We start from the raw sequence: 15,683 nt of genomic DNA on the forward strand, positions 1-15,683 counted from the left end.
CGCCCCGATGAGGCGGCCCCTGGTCGTGTGGGCGCGGGCCGAACCGTCCCGCTCGACACGGCTCAGCCGACGTCGACCCAGTCGAAGGTGCGCTCGACGGCCTTCTTCCAGCCGGCGTAACCGGCCTCGCGCTGGTCCGCGCTCCATTGGGGCTGCCAGCGCTTGTCCTCCTGCCAGTTCTCGCGGAGCTCGTCGAGGTTGTTCCAGAAGCCGGTCGCGAGCCCCGCGGCGTAGGCGGAGCCGAGGGCCGTGGTCTCGGCGACCTGCGGCCGGGCGACCGGCGTGCCGAGGATGTCGGCCTGCATCTGCATCAGCGTGTCGTTGACCACGGCGCCGCCGTCGACCTTGAGGAACTCGAGCTCGACTCCCGAGTCCTTGGCCATCGCCTCGGCGACGTCCTTGGTCTGGTAGCAGATCGACTCCAGAACTGCGCGGGCGACGTGCTCCTTGGTGTGGAAGCGCGACAGCCCGACCATGACCCCCCGGGCATCGGAGCGCCAGTAGGGGGCGAACAGGCCGCTGAACGCCGGCACGAAGTACATGTTGCCGGTGTCGTCGACCTGCTTGGCCAGGGTCTCGGACTCCTCGGCGCTGCGGATCAGCCCGAGTTGGTCGCGCAGCCACTGCACCGCCGACCCGGTGACGGCGATCGCGCCCTCGAGGCAGTAGATCGCCTCCCCGCCGGCGAACTGATACCCCATTGTCGTGAGCAGGCCGGACTCCGACGGCACCGCCTCCGTGCCGGTGTTGAGCAGGAAGAAGTTGCCGGTCCCGTAGGTGTTCTTGCCCTCGCCGGGGCTGAAGCAGACCTGGCCCACCGTCGCGCCCTGCTGGTCGCCGAGCATCCCGGCGATCGGCACCTCGGCGCCCATCGGCCCGCCGGCGACGGTGTCGGCGTAGTGGTAGCCGCTGGGGCGGATCTGCGGGAGCATCCGGCGCGGGATGCCGAAGAAGCCGAGCAGCTCGTCGTCCCAGTCGAGGGTCTCGAGGTTCATCAGCATGGTGCGGCTGGCGTTGGTGACGTCGGTGGCGTGGACCCCGCCGTTGGTCCCGCCCGAGAGATTCCACAGCACCCAGGTGTCCATGGTCCCGAAGACGGCCTCGCCACTCTCGGCCGCCTCCCGTGCGCCGTCGACGTTGTCGAGGATCCACTGGATCTTGCCGCCGGAGAAGTACGTCGCGGGCGGAAGGCCCGCCTTGCGGCGGATGACCTCGCCCTTGCCCTCGCGCTCCAGCGCGCTGGCGATCCGGTCGGTGCGGGTGTCCTGCCACACGATCGCGTTGCCGAACGGACGGCCGGTTCGGGGATCCCACACGACCGTGGTCTCGCGCTGGTTGGTGATCCCGAGCGCCGCGACGTCGCGCCCGGTCAATCCCGCGCGCTGCAGCGCCTGCTCGATCACGGTGCGGGTGCGCTCCCAGACCTCGATCGGGTCGTGCTCGACCCATCCCGCCTGCGGCAGGATCTGCTCGTGCTCGAGCTGGGCCTTGGCGACCTCCTCGCCCGAGTGGTTGAACAACATGAACCGCGTGCTGGTCGTGCCCTGGTCGATCGCTCCTACGAACTCAGCCACGTTCGCCTCCTCGTCGTCTCGTCCACCGTTTCGGGTGGCAGCGATCACACGGCCTCTGGTGCCGGGGGACGTCGCTGCCCGGTCATCCCCCGGCGGCCAGTGGGACGCTGGGTCTAGATGAAGAGGGGTTCGACGGCCAGGAAGGCCAGGCCGGCGATGACCGCGCCGAGCAGGGGGCCGACCACGGGCACCCAGCTGTAGGCCCAGTCGCTGGTGCCTTTGCCGGGGATGGGCAGCAGGGCGTGCATGATGCGGGGGCCGAGGTCGCGGGCGGGGTTGATGGCGTAGCCGGTGGGCCCGCCCAGTGACAGGCCGATGGAGAACACCAGGAAGCCCACGATCAGCGGCCAGGTGCCCAGGGTCCATTGTTGGGCGAGTTGGTCGCCGGCTTGGCCGGTGAGGAACTCGCCGCCGGAGACCACGATCATGAGGATGCCGAACACCAGCATGAACGTGCCGATGACCTCGGTGACGGTGTTCCAGGCGTAGTTGCGGATCTCGGGGCCGGTGCAGAACACCGCGAGCTTGAGGCCGGGGTCCTCGGTGGCGTCGAAGTGTTTCTGGTAGGCCAGCCACACCAGCAGCGCGCCGATCATGGCGCCGATGAGTTGGGCGATGAGGTAGGGGGCGACGTCGACCCAGGGGAACACGCCGGCCACGGCTTGGCCGACGGTGACCGCGGGGTTGATGTGGGCGCCGGAGATCCAGCCCACCGAGTACACGGCCATGGCCACGGCGAATCCCCAGCCGGCGGTGATGACGATCCAGCCGCCGCCTTCGCCTTTGTTCTTGCGGAGCACGACGTTGGCCACGACGCCGTCACCCAACAGGATGAGGATCGCCGTGCCGATGATCTCTGCGACGTATACCTCCATGAACGACCCGCCTCCTCGACTCGAGCGAGCGTCGTGCGTCGACGCCTCGCATTCCGACGAACACTTCGTTGGGCTCGGGACGCGGTCGCGTCCCGCGGTCGTGCCGGCCGGGCGTGCTCGGCGCAGCCGCCGCGGACGCGCAGGGGGGCTTCGGGACCTTCACGCGAAGGGTCGTTGGCCCGCGCTGCCCCGACGGCCCGGCATCGGCGGTATGGGGCGCCGAGAAGCTACGGAGGACCGCCACCGACAGGCAATGGCTGGGGTCGACATCGTCGAACGGTCCTCGGGATCACGATGGCTGGTCCAACGACGCGGAGCTGCTCCCCGTGGATCGCTCCCCCTCGCGCTTGCGGGGCGCACGTTTCCATCGGCTTGCCCGGACGTGTCGGGTGCGTGACACCGGGTGGTGACGTCCAGCCGATCCGGTCGTTCGACACTGTCGAATCACGATCTACGGAGGGGTCCGTCTGGTGTACGGCCAACGCACGATCGGGCGGTCAGCGCATCCCGCGAACGTGCCCACGCGAGCTCGCCGGGAATGTGCGAGCTTGTGACGCATGCCGGGCCGGATCCAGTCGATCGAACGCGCCGTGGCGGTCCTACGGGTCCTCGCCGCCAGCCCGACGCGCCTGGGCCTGGGCGAGGTCGCGGGTGCCCTCGACCTGCCGAAGCCCACGGCCCACGGCCTCCTGCGCACGCTGTGCGACGTCGGCTTCGTCGAACAGGAGTCGACGAGCGGTAAGTACGAGCTCGGTCGGGGCCTCTTCGAGCTCGACTCGGCGCCGCTCGACGTCAACGAACTGCGGTCGAGGGCGATCAACTGGTGCGACTCGCTGGCGGCGCGGAGCAAGGCGTCGGTGCGCATCGGCACCCACGAGCGCGGGCAGGTCCTCGTCGTCCACCACGTCTTCCGCCCCGACGACAGCGTCCAGGTGCTCGAGGTGGGCTCCCGCCTGCCCCTCCACGCTTGTGCGCTGGGGAAAGTGCTGCTGGCTTACGATCCCGGCGCGCGAGCGAAGCTGTCGGACGACGATCTTGAAGCCCGCACGTGGCGAACGATCATCAGCCCGACCCGTGTCGCGAGGACGCTCGAGCTGGTCCGGGAGCGGGGTTGGGCGGGCGAGGTCGAGGAGCTGGCCACCGGCCACGCAGGGATCGCCGCCCCCATTCGCGGCAACGGAGGCCTCGTGGTGGGCGCGGTCGGGATCTCGGGACCCCTCTCCCTGCTCTGCAACGGTGCACAACGACCGGACCCGGCGCTGGCGGTGCAGGTGCACGACGCGGCACGGGCGATCTCCCAGGAACTGGCCAGTGCGCGATGACCGGAGGTGGGCCCCAGTGGCAGAGCACTACGTCGTCGCGATCGACCAGGGAACGTCCTCGACCCGGTGCATCCTCTTCGATCACGACGGACGGTTGGTGTCCGTGGCGCAACGCGAGCACGAGCAGCACTTCCCCCGGCCCGGATGGGTGGAGCACGACGCCAGTGAGATCTGGCGGATCGTGCAGCGGATCCTTCCCCAGGCCGTGGCGGACGTGGGTGCGAGCGCCAGCGAGATCGCCGCGATCGGCATCGCCACCCAGCGCGAGACCACGGTGCTGTGGGGGCGGCGGGACGGCGTACCGGTCGGGCCGGCGATCAACTGGCAGGACACGCGGACCGATGAGCTCGTCGAGGAGCTCGGAGGCGACGAGGGACCGGGGCGGTTCCGGGACCGCTGCGGGCTTCCCCTGGCCACCTACTTCTCGGCACCGAAGGTGCGCTGGCTCCTCGATCACGATCCGGTGCTGCGCGAACAGGCCGAGGCCGGGGAGGTCCTCTTCGGCACGATGGAGAGCTGGCTGATCTGGAACCTGACGGGGGGACCCGACGGCGGGATCCACATCACCGACGTGACGAACGCCAGCCGCACGATGCTGATGAACCTCGAGACGCTCGAGTGGGACGACGTCCTGCTCGAGGCGTTCGGGGTCCCGCGAGCGATGCTGCCCGAGATCCGCTCCAACGCGGAGGTCTACGGCACCACCCGTGAGGCGCTGCCCGGTGTGCCGATCGCCGGCGCGTTCGGTGACCAGCAGGCCGCGCTCTTCGGGCAGTGCTGCTTCACACCGGGGGAGGCCAAGTGCACGTACGGCACGGGCAGCTTCCTCATGCTCAACACTGGTGGTGCGCCGGTCGGCTCGACGCACGGCCTCCTGACGACGGTGGGCTACCGCATCGGGGACCTCCCGCCCGTCTACGCGCTCGAGGGCTCGATCGCGATCACCGGGTCGCTGGTGCAGTGGTTCCGCGACCGCCTCGACATCATCCGCAGCGCCCCCGAGATCGAGACGCTGGCCCGGAGTGTCGAGGACAACGGCGGGTGCTACATCGTCCCCGCGTTCTCAGGGCTGTTCGCGCCGCACTGGCGCAGCGAGGCGCGGGGCCTCATCATCGGGCTCACGTCGTACATCACGAAGGGGCACCTCGCCCGCGCCATCCTCGAGGCGACCGGTTGGCAGACGCGCGACGTCGTGGACGCGATGGACGCCGACTCGGGTATCGCGCTCAAGGCCCTGAAGGTCGACGGCGGCATGACCGCCAACAACCTGCTCATGCAGTTCCTCGCCGACGTCCTCGACGTGCCCGTCGAGCGGCCGATGATGTCGGAGACCGTGTCGCTGGGTGCCGCCTACGCGGCCGGACTCGCGGTCGGGTACTGGCCCGAGCTCGGGCGGCTCCGCGACAATTGGCATCGGGCTGCCCGCTGGACTCCCGACATGGACCCCGAGCGGCGAGCGCGTGAGTACCGCGATTGGCGTCGCGCCGTGGAACGAACCTTCGACTGGGTCCAGCCGGTCGAGCTCTAGGGCGCTGCTGAAGAATTTGTTGAGGTTCCGCGGTTCTGGTGGTGGGGTGCGCGAGAATGCGCTTCATGCTGGGATCAAGCGTGGCGGACCGGGAGTTGTTGGACACGGCGGCGTTGTGCGGGCATTTGGTGCCGGCGGGGTCGGTGTATGCGTTCCTCGCTGAGCATCGGCGGCGGGTGTTTCCCGATGAGATGTTCGCTGACTTGTTCCCGTCGGGGCGGGGCCGCCCGTCGGTGCCGGCGGACGTGATCGCGGCGGCGTTTGTGCTCAAGGAGCTCGAGGGATTGTCGGACCGCCAGGCCGCGGCGGCGCTGTCGCGCGACATCGCCTGGAAGGCCGCCTGCGGCATGGGGCTGGACGAGGACAGCTTCGACGCGTCGGTGTTTGTGTACTGGCGGCGTCGGCTGAACGACTCCGAGCGCCCGCACCGCATCGACGAGGCGGTCAAGACTGTCGCTGCGCAGACTGGGGTGTTGGCCGGCAAGGCGCGGCGGGCGTTGGATTCCACGGTGCTCGACGATGCGGTGGCCACTCAGGACACTGTCACCCAGCTGGTGGCCGCGATCCGCAAGGTCAGAAGGCTGGTGCCCGAGGCCCGCCAGGTCGTGGTCGGCGCGCATGACTACGATCATGGCGGCAAGCCTGACATCGCGTGGGACGACGAGGTCGCTTGTGACGCGCTGGTGTCGGCGCTGGTGGCGGATGCGATCGCGATCATCGACTGTCTGCCCGTGACCGGTTTGGACGAGGAGGCCGAGCGGGCGGTGGCGTTGCTGGCGCTGATCGCCGGCCAGGACGTCGAACCTGGCGAGCAGCCCGGCACGTGGCGCATCGCCCGAGCGGTGGCCAAGGACCGCGTGGTGTCGGTGGTCGATGACGAGTCGCGGCACGCGCACAAGTCGCGGGCCTCGTATCGCGACGGCTACAAGGGCCACATCGCCTGCGAGCCCGAGACCGGGCTGGTGACCGCCAACACCGTCACGCCCGGCAACACCGGCGACGGCGACGTCGCGGTCGAACTGCTCGAGGGTGAGGACGAGCCCGTCGAGGTGCTGGCCGACTCCGCCTACGGCGGCGGGGCCACCCGCTCCGACCTCGACGAGGCCGGGCACACCGCGGTCATCAAGCCGCTGCCGCTGCGTCCCGCAGTGCCCGGCGGCTTCGACCGCGACGACTTCGCCGTCTGCCACGACGCGGGCACGGTCACCTGCCCGGCCGGCCACACCGTGGCGATCAGCGCCAAGGGCCACGCGACTTTCGGGCGCCGCTGCGACGGCTGTCCGCTGCGGGACCGCTGCACCACCAGCCGATCCGGACGCAGCCTGCGCATCGGCCGCCACGACCGCGAGCTGGTCGCCGCCCGCGCTCAAGCGGCCACCCCCGAGTTCGCCGCCACCTACCCGCGACGGTCGTTGGCCGAGCGGTCAATCTCCTGGCTCATGAAAGACGGACACCGACGCTGCCGCTACCGCGGCGTCAAACGCAACCAGCTCGGCTTGAGCCTCCGCGTCGCGGCGGTCAACCTCACACGCCTGCTCAACCTCGGCATGCACTACGACCACGGCTGGCAGATGCCCGCCACCACCTGATGAGGACCCCAATACCCCTCGAGAACGCCTACAAGCCGACGCCGCCGGGCCGACGGCGCCTCCCATCGGCCGTCAAGCGCACCGACGGCCGCAACGACCGCCACCGAAACCACACCAGAGCGGTCGCGGACCCAACCACGACCACTGACCAACGATGTTCAAAGCGACTACTTCAGCAGCGCCCTAGTGTCCTGAATCGTAAGTTCGTTGCATAATGTGGTACGATCCCTTCCTCCGATGAGAGGATGGGCGATGGCGGCTCGTGGCAGGCCAAAGGCCACGTTGGAGCTGTCCGATGAGGACCGGGCGACGCTCGAGCGGTGGGCGCGCCGTCCCAAGACGTCGCAGCGGTTGGCGCAGCGCTCGCGGATCGTGCTGGCGTGCGCGAGGGGCGCGTCGAACCGGGAGGTCGCCGCCGAGCTGGGCGTCAGCGAGGCGACGGTGGGCAAGTGGCGGCGACGGTTCGTCGCTGGCGGTGTGGACGCGTTGGCGGATGCGCCGCGGCCGGGCGCGCCCCGCCAGATCACCGACGCCGACGTCGAGCGGGTGATCACCAAGACCTTGGAGGAGGCCCCGCCGGATGCCACGCACTGGTCGACGCGGTCGATGGCCGCCGCGGCGGGCATGTCGCAGACGGCAGTCAGCCGCATCTGGCGCGCGTTCGGCCTCAAGCCGCACCTGACCGAGACGTTCAAGGTCTCCACCGACCCCGACTTCATCGACAAGGTCAGAGACATCGTCGGGCTCTACCTCGACCCGCCCGAGCGCGCGGTCGTGCTGTGCGTGGACGAGAAGTCCCAGACCCAGGCGCTCGACCGCACCCAGCCGGTGTTCCCGCTGCTGCCGGGCACCCCCCAGCGGGCCACCCACGACTACGTCCGCCACGGCACCACCAGCCTGTTCGCCGCCTTGGACCTGGCCACCGGCAAGGTCATCGGCCAGCACCGCCGCCGCCACCGCGCCGCCGAGTTCAAGACGTTCCTCAACCAGATCGACGCCGAGGTGCCCGACCACCTCGACGTGCACCTGGTGCTGGACAACTACGCCACCCACAAGACCCCAGAGATCCAACGCTGGCTGCTGCGCCACCCGCGCTTCCACCTGCACTTCACGCCCACCGGCGCCAGCTGGCTCAACCTCGTCGAGCGCTGGTTCGCCGAGCTGACCACCAAACTGCTGCAGCGCAGCACCCACACCTCGGTGCAAGCCCTCGAATCCGACATCCGCGACTGGATCGCCACGTGGAACGAGAACCCCCGCCCGTACGCGTGGCACAAGACCGCCGACGAGATCCTCCACGCCCTCTCCGAATATTGCCAACGAATCTCCGACTCAGGACACTAGGGCGCTGCTGAAGAATCCGTCGAGGTTCCGTGGTTGCGGTGGTGGGGTGCGCGAGAATGCGGGTCATGCTGGGATCAAGCGTGGCGGACCGGGAGTTGTTGGACACGGCGGCGTTGTGCGGGCATCTGGTGCCGGCGGGGTCGGTGTATGCGTTCCTCGCTGAGCATCGGCGGCGGGTGTTTCCCGATGAGATGTTCGCTGACTTGTTCCCGTCGGGGCGGGGCCGCCCGTCGGTGCCGGCGGACGTGATCGCGGCGGCGTTTGTGCTCAAGGAGCTCGAGGGATTGTCGGACCGCCAGGCTGCGGCGGCGCTGTCGCGCGACATTGCGTGGAAGGCCGCCTGCGGCATGGGGCTGGACGAGGACAGCTTCGACGCGTCGGTGTTTGTGTACTGGCGGCGTCGGCTGAACGACTCCGAGCGCCCGCACCGCATCGACGAGGCGGTCAAGGACGTCGCCGCGCAGACCGGGGTGTTGGCCGGCAAGGCGCGGCGGGCGCTGGACTCCACGGGAGCCTGTCAGGCTCGGGCGCGGATGCGGTCCTCGAGGCGGTGGTAGATCGGGCGCAGGTCGAGGGTGTGGGTCATGTCGCGCCAGCCGGCTTCGACTTCGGCGAGCTGCTTGTAGCCCAGCGCGACGTCCTCAGGCGTGAGGCTGGGATCTGAGGTGCGCAGCAGGAACTTGCCGTCGAGCTTGGCCTCAGCGTTGATGGCGGTCTGGTCGACGCGCAGCCGCCCGCCCTTGGTGACCCGCAGGAAGCGGTGCAGCCCCGGCTTGGTGCGCAGCTCGCCGCGCAGCTCGGTGCGCCGCGTCGCAGTGAGCGCATCGGAGCCTGAGATCCGCTCGGACAGCTGTGCGACGAGGCGGTCGCGGATGGCTTGGTCGCGGTCGGCTTGCTCGGGGTTGTGGCAGATCACGAACCGGTCCGAGGTGTCCTCGAGGGTGACTTCCTTGACGCGCAGGTTGCCCGCGACCTGGCGGTAGCGGCCCTGCCGGGACAGTGCCGCCTGCGCTTCGGGCGAGTGTGAGCGGAGCTTCTCGCCGAGGATGTAGTGCCCCCCGGCGCGCTGCAGATACCGGCGGTTCTCGGCGCTTGCGAACCCGCGGTCGCCGACCCACACCACCCGCGAGAGCTGCCAGGCGCGCAGGTCGTCCTTGGCCTGGCGGATCAGCGCTTGATCGGCGGTGTTGCCCGGCCACACCCAGCAGCGGATCGGGATCCCCTCCCGGGTGACCGCCAGACCGACCACGACCTGCGGCAGATCGCCGCGGTGGTCCTTGCTGTTGCCGTGACTGCGAAACCCCGCCTGCTCGGCTCCCTCGCCGTCGACGGCGACGTCGGCCTCTTCGAGCTCGAAGTACGTCGAGGTCGTGTCGAACAGGAGCAGATCGGTCTCCAGGTTCAAAAGGTTGGCCACGCTGGCATACACCCGCTCGGCGAGCTCGTCCTCGACCTCGAGCAGGAAGTCCATCGCCCGGTAGTGGGCCTCCCCCGTAGGGCTGGACACCGTGCCTATGCGGCGATGGGGGTCGCCACGCTATCGGGGGTGGGTGTGACAGCCTGAAGTGGCCCCGGCGTGACGGCGCGGGTTCCAGTGGACGACGCAACACCCGGAGGTGTTGGAGGTCGTCATGGGACGAGCAGGACGTGGGAGCAAGCGGCCGGGCCGGGCGCCGCTGCTGGAGCAGCGGCGCCGGTACGCCGAGCTGATCGCCAGGGGGGTCAGCAACAGTGAGGCGTGCCGCATCGTGGGTGTGAACCGGCGGACCGGGAGTCGGTGGCGCTACGGGCGGCACCTGCGCGGGTCCGACGGGATCGACCGGCAGTATGCGCCGATGATCCCCGAGCCTGCGCCCAGACCCTGCTCTGCCCGGTATCTGTCCGACGACGAGCGCGATGTCATCGCCGAGCGGCTGCGCGGCGGGGCGAGCCTGCGGGCGATCGCCGGCGAGCTCGGCCGTGCGCCCTCGACGGTCAGCCGCGAGGTGCGCCGCAACCGCCATGACACCGGCAGCTATCGCCCCGCCCACGCCCACCGGCTGGCCACGGCCCGACGCGCCCGGCCACGTCCGCGGCGCGTCACCGCCGACGCGGTGTTGCGCGAAGCGGTGACCGGCATGCTGGATCGCAAGTGCAGCCCCGAGCAGATCAGCCACACGCTGCGCCAGCGCTTCGCCTGGGACCCGTCCCGGCAGCTGACCCACGAGAGCCTCTACCAGGCCCTGTATGACCGCGACCGTCCCCTCGGTGACCGCTGTCGGGCGTTGCGCACCCAACGACGACGGCGCCGTCCCCGGCCGCGCGGTGATGCCCGCCGACCCCACCGCGTGCGCGACATGACCCCGATCGCCCAGCGCCCCGCCGAGGTCGCCGACCGCGCCGAGGCCGGCCACTGGGAAGGCGACCTGATCACCGGGGCGGCCAACCGCTCGGCGATCGCCACGCTGGTCGAGCGCACCACCCGCTACACCGTCCTGGCGCACCTGCCCGCCGCCCACACCGCCGCAGCCGTCCGCGACGCCGTCACCGCCGCGCTGGCCGTCGTGCCCGCACACCTGCGGCGGTCGCTCACGTGGGACCAGGGCCGCGAGATGGCCTGCCACGCTCAGATCGCCGCAGCCACGGGAATGACCGTCTACGTCTGCGATCCCCACGCCCCGTGGCAGCGCCCGACCAACGAGAACGCCAACGGGCTGCTGCGCCAGTACTTCCCCAAAGGCACCAACCTCGCCCGCCACTGCCCCGAGGACCTCGCCGCCGTCCAAGCCGAACTCAACGACCGACCCCGCAAGACACTCGGCTGGCAATCGCCCGCCGCCACATTCGACCAGCTACAGTCCACCTGTCAGTGAGTCGCTGTTGCGACGTTCACTGGAATCCGCCCCGTCACGGTGGGGCCAAATCAAGTTGACATTCTCACGGGGGCGCGGCAGCTGTGTGCTTGTTCCCACTCGGTCGGCGGCAAGTAGTTCAGCGTCGAGTGCAGCCTCCTGTCGTTGTACCGGGCGATCCACCGGAAGATCGATGTGCGCGCTTCGCGTCGGGTCTGGTAGCGGCAGCGGTTGACGAGCTCGACCTTCAACGTCGCGAAGAAGCTCTCGGCCACGGCGTTGTCCAGGCACGAGCCGGTGCGGCTCGCCGACTGGGTCACGCCCAGCCGCCAGCAGGCTTGCGCGAACGCCGCGCTCATGTATTGGGTGCCGCGGTCGTGATGGAAGATCACACCGTTCATGCGGGCCACCCCGCGCTCGGCGACCGCATGGTCGAGCGCGGCGATCATCAGCTGCGCGTCGGGCGTGTCGCTCATCGACCAGCCGATCAGTCGGCGACTGGCCAGATCGATGACGGTGGCCACGTACAGCCAGCCCTCGCCGGTGGGCACGTACGTCAGGTCGCCGCACCACACGTGACCGGGCCAGGCCGGGTCGAAGTGGCGGCCGACCAGGTCGGGCATCGGCGGCTCGCCGGTGTCGCGCTGGGTCGTCGAGGCGCGCTTGACCGGCCGGTAGCCGACCAGGCCGTGCTCGCGCATCAACCGGGCCACGCGTTTCTCGTTTGCCTGCCAGCCGCGCCGGGTCAGCTCGAACTTCATGCGCGGCGACCCGTAGGTCTCATCCATGTGGGCGTGAATGTCGCGGATCTCGGCCAGCAGGGCAGCGTCGGCGCGCTCCTTGTCGCCGGGCTCGTGGGTCTCGCCGGCGACCCACTGGTAGTAGGCCGTGGTGGAGACCTCGACGGCCTCACAGGCCGCGGTGGCGGCGAACCCGGCTGCCTTCTGGGCGTCCACGCAGCGGTAGCGCGTCACTACGTCGATTCCTTGACCCAGAAGGCGACTGTTCGTTTGAGCAGATCACGCTCCATGCGCAGGTGCGCGTTCTCCTGCTCGAGCGTCCGCAGCCGCTCGCGCTCGTCGCTGGAGACACCGTCACGCTCACCATCATCGACCCGGGCCTGACGAACCCAGTTGCCCAGCGAAGTGTCGGAAATGCCGAGCTCGGCGGCCACGTCGGCGATCGACTTCCCGCTGGTACGCACCAGCTCCACGGCCTCACGCTTGAACTCGGCAGAGAACTTTCGTCGGGTGCGTTGCGCCCCGTGCTGTTGCTCGTCTGACATGTGGACCATCCTCTCTATCGAGGTGTCCAGCTGCACGGGGGAAGTCCAGTTGGACATCAACCCTGAGACGTTGCGTAACTGGACCCGGCAGGCCGAGATCGACGACGGCGAGCGCGCGGGCACCAGCAGCGCTGAGCATGAGGAGAACAAGCGGCTGCGCGCGGAGAACGCCGAGCTGCGACGCGCGAACGAGATCCTTCGCAAAGCGTCGGCGTATTTTGCGTCGGCGGAGCTCGACCGCCCACGCCGGTGATGGTTGCCTTCATCGACGATCACAAGGTCGAGCTCGGGGTCGAGCCGATCTGCGCGCAGTTGCCGATCGCCCCGTCGACCTACTACGCCTACAAGCGCCGCCCGCCGTCGGATCGGGCGCTGCGCGACGAGTACCTACGCGAGCAGATCCAGCGGGTCTACGACGCCAACTTCCAGGTGTACGGCGCCCGCAAGGTGTGGATCGAGCTGGGCCGCGAGGGCATCGCCGTGGCGCGCTGCACCGCCCGTGCGGCTCATGCGCGCCATGGGCCTGCAAGGAGTGCGTCGCGGCAACACGGCGCCCACGACCACCAGCCCCGACCGTGCCGCCGCGCAGACGCTGCCTGACCTGGTCGACCGCGAGTTCACCGCCGCGCGCCCCGATCAGGTGTGGTGCGCGGATCTGACCTACGTGCCGCTCGAGCGCGGCGGATTCTGCTACGCCGCGCTGATCACCGACGTGTACACCCGCGGGATCGTGGGCTGGGCAGTGGGCACCAGCCTGGCCGCCGACCTGCCGCTGGCCGCGCTCGAGCAGGCGCTGCACCGCCGCGGCGGCGCCCTCGACGGGCTCATCCACCACTCCGATAGGGGCTGTCAATACACCAGCGTGCGCTACGCCGACCGTCTCGACCTCGAACGCATCACCGCCTCAATGGGCTCGGTCGGCGACAGCTACGACTGCGATGATCCTCTTGCTGCCGCTCCGGCGGTCTGACCCTTGCTTACGACTGACCGAGTGTCCTGGCGTTGACTTGTCGATCGCGCGGGGCGGCAGCACCGAGATGGCTCACCGGCCGAGCGGGCAGTGACCTCATAGGAGCCTGACCACACCAGGTCCCCTCGCAGTCCTGTCCGCCCGCCCGACCGGCGAGTGTGACCGTCGACCGTGCGAGCGAGAGGATCAACGGCCATGACCAGCATCGCGCTTGAGCGCTCCGATGTCATCGTCGGAGTCGACACCCACAAGGACCAGCACGTGGCCGTGACCCTCGACGGGCTCGGCGGACGACTCGAGCAACGCTGCGTCCCAGCCACCAACGACGGCTACGCCGAGCTGCTGGCCTGGGCCGATGCTCAGGGACGCGTGGTCGCCTTCGGCGTCGAGGGCACCGGCAGCTACGGCATCGGGCTCGCGCGGTTCTTGCGCCGCCACGCTCGCTGTGTGATCGAGGTCAGCCGTCCCCCGCGCAAGGACCAGCGGCGCGCCGCGGGCAAGAGCGACCCCGTCGACGCCGAGCACGCCGCCCGCCAAGTGCTGGCCGGCACGGCCACGGTCGCGCCCAAGGCCAGCGACGGCGACATCGAGACACTGCGACTGCTCAAGGTCGCCCGCGATACCGCCGTCAAGGCGCAGAGCCAGACCATGGTCACGCTCAAGGCGACCCTGGTGACCGCCAGCGACGACCTGCGCGCCGAACTCGAGGCGCTGTCGAACTTCAAGCTGGTCACCGCCTGCGCCGCGTTCGACTCCGACGACGAGCTCGCCTGCCCCGACACCGCGATGCGCCACGTGCTCGGCGTGCTCGCGCGCCGCTGGCTCGCCCTTCACGCCGAGGCCAAGACGCTGGCGCGCCAGCTCACCCAGCGCACCCAGGCCGCAGCACCCCAGCTGCTCGACGCCTTCGGCGTCGGCCCCGACATCGCTGCCGAACTGCTCATCGCCGTCGGCGACAACGGCGACCGCATCCGCTCCGAAGCCGCGTTCGCCAAGCTCTGCGGCGTCTGCCCCATCCCCGCCTCATCGGGCAAGACCACCCGCCACCGGCTCAACCGTGGCGGCAACCGACAAGCGAACTCCGCGCTGTTCCGCGCCGTCGTCGTGCGCATGCGCTGGCACGAACCCACGCGCACCTACGTCGCGCGCCGCACCGCCGAAGGCAAGTCCAAGCGCGAGATCATCCGCTGCCTCAAGCGCTACCTCGCCCGCGAACTCTACCACCTGCTCCCACCCACCCAGACCACCGACGAACGGCTTCACTTGGCCGCATAGACGCCCTTGACATCTATAGGAGCTTCAACGCGCTCATCGAGTCCGCGATCGGGCTGCACAAGACCGAGCTCATCGGCCGTCACGGCCCCTGGCCCGCCGCCCCCGACGTCGAACTCGCCACGCTGGAGTACATCAACTGGTTCAACCACAAACGCATCCACACCGCCATCGGCGACCGACCCCCCGCCGAACACGAAGCCGCCCACTGCAACGCGCACAACGACCTGAATCACACCCCCGCAATCCAATAACCACGCCCTCTACAAAATCCGGGGGGTTTCACCCACAGTCGCAACACTTCTCGGATCTCGGTCACCGATACCTCCCGGCACGCCATGCGCCCTCCCACCGCTCGACAGCGACGTAGGACGCGAACTGAACCGCTCAGGCGACCGAAACCCCCGCAACCACCCCCGGTCCCATAACTGGCGACGGGGTGGTCCCATCCTCGTGGCGAAACCCCCTCACAGGTGGTCCCATGCTCGTGGCGGACGACAGCGACCGACGATTTCGCCTTCCGCCCAGTTGTACGGCGTCGGCACCCCGAACTGACTGATTTCGCGGCTCAATAGCCCCGCCTACGCGTACCCCTGCCAACGCTTCGCCGACGCCCTCACGAACGCCAACGCATGACTCGGGGCCACCGTGGATCGCTACTCCTTCGATGTAGAGCTCTCTCATCTCCTTCTCCATGCCGGTTTATCCCGGCGCTCACAACCACCGGCGCCGACACACCGCACTGGACATGCGCAGCCCCGCCCGCTACGAACACGAGGAGGTGCACGCCGAACCCACCCTGGCACTGTTCACCCAACCCTGAACGTGTCCACGGGAGCGGGCAAGGTTCAGACCCGCTGGTGTGCTACCACCCGACGTCGTGGTATCGACAGCACCCAGCAGACCCGCCGCCCCAAGCTGCTGGGGGCCCTCGGAGGCGCCGCCCGCACCGACCGGGTCGTCCTCCACGACCACCGCGGTTTGGTAACGCGCCACAGCGCCACCACCGCCGGGGCGACCCGCTACACCACCGCGTCCTATGCCAAACGACGCAACCTGATCCGCCACATCACCAACATGTAGTGGTTCCATC

The 15,683-nt window shown here is 69.5% G+C and carries 14 protein-coding genes, 2 pseudogenes and 1 other annotated feature; of the genes and pseudogenes, 11 read left to right on the top strand and 5 right to left on the bottom strand.

The annotated features are described in order from the left end of the window. Window positions 1-62: 62 nt before the first annotated feature. Both glpK (ER308_RS13750) and ER308_RS13755 read right to left on the bottom strand, forming a co-directional pair. The gene (glpK, locus tag ER308_RS13750; RefSeq protein WP_131155520.1) at window positions 63-1,574 is read right to left on the bottom strand and encodes a glycerol kinase GlpK; all 1,512 of its coding nucleotides are present in this window, start codon (window positions 1,572-1,574) and stop codon (window positions 63-65) included. Between the two features lie 113 nt (window positions 1,575-1,687). After that, a complete protein-coding gene (locus ER308_RS13755; protein WP_131155521.1) occupies window positions 1,688-2,449 on the bottom strand; it encodes an MIP/aquaporin family protein in 762 nt (253 codons plus the stop codon). 557 nt (window positions 2,450-3,006) lie between these two features. On the opposite strand from ER308_RS13755, the gene ER308_RS13760 reads away from it, so the two are divergent. The 5 genes from ER308_RS13760 (at window position 3,007) to ER308_RS13780 (ending at window position 8,789) form a co-directional block, all read left to right on the top strand. Beyond that, window positions 3,007-3,771: an IclR family transcriptional regulator gene (locus tag ER308_RS13760; RefSeq protein WP_131155522.1), complete on the top strand. Its 765-nt coding sequence runs from the start codon at window positions 3,007-3,009 to the stop codon at window positions 3,769-3,771. A gap of 16 nt (window positions 3,772-3,787) precedes the next feature. Beyond that, window positions 3,788-5,299 carry a glycerol kinase GlpK gene (gene glpK / locus ER308_RS13765; protein WP_131155523.1) on the top strand — a complete coding sequence of 504 codons (1,512 nt, stop codon included), beginning with the start codon at window positions 3,788-3,790 and terminating at the stop codon, window positions 5,297-5,299. Window positions 5,300-5,364: 65 nt separating this feature from the next. Continuing rightward, window positions 5,365-6,888 (top strand): IS1182 family transposase, encoded by a 1,524-nt coding sequence (locus ER308_RS13770; RefSeq protein ID WP_131157025.1) that lies wholly within the window; start codon window positions 5,365-5,367, stop codon window positions 6,886-6,888. A 252-nt stretch (window positions 6,889-7,140) separates the two neighbouring features. Next, window positions 7,141-8,232, top strand: coding sequence for an IS630 family transposase (locus ER308_RS13775; RefSeq protein WP_131153200.1), 1,092 nt, complete (start codon window positions 7,141-7,143; stop codon window positions 8,230-8,232). A gap of 191 nt (window positions 8,233-8,423) precedes the next feature. Continuing rightward, entirely contained in the window at window positions 8,424-8,789 is a 366-nt protein-coding gene (locus tag ER308_RS13780) for a transposase (RefSeq protein ID WP_420826257.1), read from the top strand. Here ER308_RS13780 and ER308_RS13785 read toward each other — a convergent pair. Further along, a pseudogene (locus ER308_RS13785) lies at window positions 8,759-9,721 on the bottom strand (IS1634 family transposase); the annotation flags it as partial. The gene ER308_RS13780 and the pseudogene ER308_RS13785 overlap by 31 nt on opposite strands. Before the next feature lie 142 nt (window positions 9,722-9,863). On the opposite strand from ER308_RS13785, the gene ER308_RS13790 reads away from it, so the two are divergent. Beyond that, entirely contained in the window at window positions 9,864-11,084 is a 1,221-nt protein-coding gene (locus tag ER308_RS13790; protein ID WP_205745617.1) for an IS30 family transposase, read from the top strand. A gap of 50 nt (window positions 11,085-11,134) precedes the next feature. Here ER308_RS13790 and ER308_RS13795 read toward each other — a convergent pair whose 3' ends face one another. Both ER308_RS13795 and ER308_RS13800 read right to left on the bottom strand, forming a co-directional pair. After that, window positions 11,135-12,037, bottom strand: coding sequence for an IS3 family transposase (locus tag ER308_RS13795; RefSeq protein WP_165492085.1), 903 nt, complete (start codon window positions 12,035-12,037; stop codon window positions 11,135-11,137). Beyond that, window positions 12,037-12,348, bottom strand: coding sequence for a transposase (locus ER308_RS13800; RefSeq protein ID WP_165492086.1), 312 nt, complete (start codon window positions 12,346-12,348; stop codon window positions 12,037-12,039). Before ER308_RS13800 ends, ER308_RS13795 begins: the two co-directional genes overlap by 1 nt. Between ER308_RS13800 and ER308_RS22490 the strand changes: the two are divergent. From ER308_RS22490 to ER308_RS13835, 5 genes and pseudogenes are all read left to right on the top strand, one after another. Then, window positions 12,347-13,282, top strand: a pseudogene (locus tag ER308_RS22490) (IS3 family transposase); the annotation flags it as partial. The gene ER308_RS13800 and the pseudogene ER308_RS22490 overlap by 2 nt on opposite strands. After that, window positions 12,559-12,675, top strand: a sequence feature (AL1L pseudoknot). It overlaps the preceding pseudogene by 117 nt. Window positions 13,283-13,513: 231 nt before the next feature. Then, complete coding sequence (locus ER308_RS13820; protein WP_131155530.1) at window positions 13,514-14,593, top strand: IS110 family RNA-guided transposase; 1,080 nt, start codon at window positions 13,514-13,516, stop codon at window positions 14,591-14,593. Between the two features lie 71 nt (window positions 14,594-14,664). Beyond that, window positions 14,665-14,844 carry an IS3 family transposase gene (locus ER308_RS22495; RefSeq protein WP_420826258.1) on the top strand — a complete coding sequence of 60 codons (180 nt, stop codon included), beginning with the start codon at window positions 14,665-14,667 and terminating at the stop codon, window positions 14,842-14,844. 440 nt (window positions 14,845-15,284) lie between these two features. After that, window positions 15,285-15,413 (top strand): hypothetical protein, encoded by a 129-nt coding sequence (locus ER308_RS22840; RefSeq protein ID WP_276319847.1) that lies wholly within the window; start codon window positions 15,285-15,287, stop codon window positions 15,411-15,413. 2 nt (window positions 15,414-15,415) lie between these two features. Continuing rightward, on the top strand, window positions 15,416-15,673 hold the full coding sequence (locus tag ER308_RS13835) for a hypothetical protein (RefSeq protein WP_131155532.1): 258 nt from the start codon (window positions 15,416-15,418) through the stop codon (window positions 15,671-15,673). Window positions 15,674-15,683: the final 10 nt, after the last annotated feature.

The organism is Egibacter rhizosphaerae (genome assembly GCF_004322855.1).
Taxonomy (GTDB): Bacteria; Actinomycetota; Nitriliruptoria; order Euzebyales; family Egibacteraceae; genus Egibacter; species Egibacter rhizosphaerae.